The 4,105-nt window shown below is 40.9% G+C and carries 3 protein-coding genes; 2 read left to right on the plus strand and 1 reads right to left on the minus strand.

Features of this window, described 5'->3' with window-relative positions; genetic code table 11:
- Nucleotides 1–797: 797 nt before the first annotated feature.
- The gene (gene yfkAB / locus H0Z31_15550; protein ID MBO8178837.1) at nucleotides 798–1,925 is read right to left on the minus strand and encodes a radical SAM/CxCxxxxC motif protein YfkAB; all 1,128 of its coding nucleotides are present in this window, start codon (nucleotides 1,923–1,925) and stop codon (nucleotides 798–800) included.
- 59 nt (nucleotides 1,926–1,984) lie between these two features.
- On the opposite strand from yfkAB, the gene H0Z31_15555 reads away from it, so the two are divergent.
- The gene (locus H0Z31_15555; protein MBO8178838.1) at nucleotides 1,985–2,245 is read left to right on the plus strand and encodes a hypothetical protein; all 261 of its coding nucleotides are present in this window, start codon (nucleotides 1,985–1,987) and stop codon (nucleotides 2,243–2,245) included.
- 204 nt (nucleotides 2,246–2,449) lie between these two features.
- Nucleotides 2,450–3,982 (plus strand): fumarate hydratase, encoded by a 1,533-nt coding sequence (locus tag H0Z31_15560; GenBank protein MBO8178839.1) that lies wholly within the window; start codon nucleotides 2,450–2,452, stop codon nucleotides 3,980–3,982.
- The last annotated feature ends 123 nt before the right edge of the window (nucleotides 3,983–4,105 follow it).

The raw sequence follows: 4,105 nt of genomic DNA on the forward strand, positions 1-4,105 counted from the left end.
GTTAATGCTCATAACAATCGGGTTTATGCTCATAAATATGAAGTTAATGCTCATAACAATCGGGTTTATGCTCATAAATATGAAGTTAATGCTCATAACAATCGGGTTTATGCTCATAAATATGAAGTTAATGCTCATAACATTGGGTTTTTGCTCATAAATATGAAGTTAATGCTCATAACAATCGGGTTTATGCTCATAAATATGAAGTTAATGCTCATAACATTGGGTTTTTGCTCATAAACATAAAGTTTTTGCTCATTACCAATGGTGTTTGCTCATAAATACGAAGTTTTACTCATATTCAAAGGTGTTTGCACATAACATAATGTTTTAGCTCAAACCCCAAGGCTTTTGCTCATAAAGATGAAGTTATTACTCAGAACTGAAGGATTATTTCTCATAAACATAAAGTTTTTGCTCATAATTAAAAGTTTTTTGCTCAAAAACATGAAGTTTTGCTCATATTCAAGGTGTTTTGCTCATAACACAATGATTAAGCTCAAACCCAGGGCTTTTGCTCGTAAAGATGGATTTTTTTCTCATAACTAAACGATTATTGCTCATAATCATGAAATTTTTTCTCATAACCAAAAGATTTTTTCTCATAATCAAAGGTTTTTGCTCATAACACAATGATTAAGCTCAAACCCCAAGATTATTGCTCACAAACATGAAGTTATTGCTCATAACCAAAGGATTATTGCTCACAAACATGAAATTTTTAATCATATCCAAAGGTTTTTGCTAATAACGCCCGAAATTTTGTTCATAATTTAAATGCTCCACACCATAGATTACCGAGCAATCTCCGCTTTTCGAGTTGTAAAATCAACATCCGGATAGTACGTATTTTTGACTAAGACGTTCGGACCTAAGCATTGAACCGCTGGACAGTGGCAGTTTAACGACTTCGCTAACGAACTTTTGAGCCAACGTTCAAATATGGACGGTAAATCATTCGTTTGAACGTTGCCAAGCGGTGGCGCATCGCCAAAGTCAGTCACAATGACATCACCTGTAAAAATGTTCACATTTAAGCGCGAGCGACCATCTGGGTCGTTACGCACCGTTACATTTTTCGCTTCGTACAGCCGTTTTAACAATGTTAAGTCTTCTTTATTTTGGCTGCAAGGATAAAACGGCAATGTACCGAAAAGCATCCATACGTTTTCATCCCGAATATCGAGCAAACGATGAATAGCTTCGCGTAATTCATCAAGTGTCAACGTATCTAATGTGGATGCAAAATCGCTCGGATACATCGGATGTACTTCATGGCGCCCGCACTTCATTTCCTCGACGATTTGACGATGAATATGTTCAATATGCGGCAATGTCCGCTTGTTCAACATCGTTTCCGCTGAGACCATGACACCTTCTTCGGCGAGCAAGCGGCTGTTTTCAATCATCCGCTCAAACAGTTTTGCCCGTTGCTCACGAGAAGGTTTTTTCTCCATCATCGCAAATCCTGCATCGATGAAGTCATCAATGGTTCCCCAGTTGTGGGAAATGTGCAGGACGTCTAAATACGGGGCAATTTCTAAATACCGATCGATCGGTAACGTTAAGTTCGAGTTAATTTGCGTCCGCACTCCGCGTTCATGGGCATATTTTAAAAGTGGTAAGACATAATTTTTTACCGATTTGGTTGAAAGCATCGGCTCGCCACCGGTAATACTTAACGAACGAAGGTGTGGAATTTCATCTAACCGTTTTAATAATAAGTCTAATGGAAGTGCATCCGGATCTTTCGTTTGTAACGTATATCCAACGGCACAATGCTCGCAGCGCATATTACATAACGTCGTTGTTGTAAATTCGACATTGGAAAGTGTCAATTGGCCGTGCTCTTTTACATCTAAATAAGCTTCCCACGGATCGTAGGAAGGGGTAATTGGTTTCAATTGTTGTACTTGTTCCATGATTGGTTTCCCCTTACATTGAATTTTCCTTATGTCATTATCAAAGAGAAGCCAACAGATTGTCAACGATAAAACAAATGGAAGAAATCATTGCACAATTTCCACCCATTCGGTACGATGGAAGTAGCGAAAGGAGAGATAGTTTGAACAACGTAGCAGTTAACAAAGACCAACAACTTGAATACGTCAAACAACGTCTAAGCATGTTTTTACAAATGCTTGATGCTCTCGATCCAGAACAAGCCGAACTTGAAGACATTGATCGCTTAATCGAAATGATTGATGAGCTTGAAGCAAAAGTGGAACAAGTAAAAAAGTAAAGTTTCATAGTGTAGGATGAAAAACTGGCTCGGCATGGGTCAGTTTTTTTATTAGGTAAAAATTTTTACCAGTTGAATCCGTTTTCAGCACAACCCTTTTCTATTACTATGTATAGGAGTATAATAATAATCGGAAAAAGTTTGAAATTTTAAAAATTGCTTGTTGTTTGCTCGGGCAAAAGGGAAAGGGGAAGAATCATGAATATAGAAAAATTCCGTGAAAGTATGTACCAACTCATCGTGGAAACGTCCACCAATTTGCCAAAAGACGTCCGTCGAGCGATAAAAGCGGCAAAAGAGCGGGAAAATGCAGGAACGCGGGCAGCCATGAGTTTAGCAACGATTACAAACAATATTCGAATGGCAGATGAAAACGTCTCGCCAATTTGCCAAGATACAGGACTTCCGACGTTTAAAATTAAGACACCTGTTGGCGTGAACCAAATTGAAATGAAAAAGGCCATTCAAGAAGCGATTGCCCAAGCGACAAAAGACGGAAAACTTCGTCCAAACTCTGTTGATTCGTTAACGGGTGAAAATAGTGGGGATAACTTAGGCATCGGATTACCGGTAATTAAATTCGAACAATGGGAAAACGATTATATTGACGTACGCCTTATTTTAAAGGGTGGCGGTTGTGAAAATAAAAACATTCAGTACAGCTTACCTTGTGAGTTGGAAGGACTTGGACGTGCAGGCCGTGACTTAGATGGTATTCGGAAATGTATTTTACATTCGGTGTACCAAGCGCAAGGTCAAGGATGTAGCGCCGGTTTCATCGGTGTTGGTATCGGTGGCGACCGTTCGTCTGGCTATGAGCTGGCAAAAGAACAGCTTTTCCGTCCAGTCGATGATGTGAATCCGAACGAAGATTTACGTAAACTGGAAGAATACATTATGGAGAATGCGAATAAGCTCGGAATCGGTACGATGGGCTTCGGCGGAGAAACGACCCTTCTTGGTTGTAAAATTGGTGTGATGAACCGCATCCCAGCAAGCTTCTTCGTATCGGTGGCATACAACTGCTGGGCGTTCCGTCGCTTAGGCGTCTACATTGATCCTGAAACAGGGGAAATTACAGAATGGTTATACCAAGATGGAGAAAAAATTGACTTTAAAGAAGAACAAGAACCACAAACAACAGATGCTGACGTCAATGTGGTTACACTGGAAGCGCCGATTACCGAAGAGCAAATTCGTCAATTAAAAGTGGGCGATGTGGTCCGCATTAACGGCATGATTTACACCGGCCGTGACGCGATTCACAAATATTTGATGGATCACGATGCCCCTGTCGATTTAAATGGTCAAATCATTTATCACTGCGGTCCGGTGATGTTAAAAGATGAAGACGGAAACTGGCATGTAAAAGCAGCTGGACCAACTACGTCCATTCGTGAGGAGCCTTATCAAGGGGACATTATGAAAAAATTTGGCGTACGTGCGGTCATCGGTAAAGGCGGTATGGGTCCGAAGACGTTACAAGCCTTGCAAGAACATGGCGGCGTGTACTTAAACGCCATCGGTGGAGCGGCGCAATATTATGCGGACTGTATCGAATCCGTTGAAGGTGTCGATCTATTGGAATTTGGTATTCCTGAAGCGATGTGGCACTTAAAAGTAAAAGATTTTACAGCCGTTGTGACCATGGACTCTCACGGCAACAGCTTGCATAAAGACATCGACAAATCTTCGTTAGAAAAACTCGCTCAATTTAAAGAACCGGTCTTTAAGTAAGACTGGAAAGAGGCTGACTTTGATGAGTCGGCCTCTTTCTATTTACCGCGTGCCCAGAAAGATGCAGGGTGCTTGTTGGTGAAAGTCCAACCCGAGTAAGTGCCAAGACGCTCGGTAGCTGAC

This window comes from Bacillus sp. (in: firmicutes) (genome assembly GCA_017656295.1).
Classification (GTDB): domain Bacteria; phylum Bacillota; class Bacilli; order Bacillales; family JACDOC01; genus JACDOC01.

What these genes read in the sequence shown, in the direction of transcription:
- yfkAB (MBO8178837.1), bottom strand. Translation starts at nt 1,925, where the DNA reads ATGGAACAAGTACAACAATTGAAACCAATTACCCCTTCCTACGATCCG.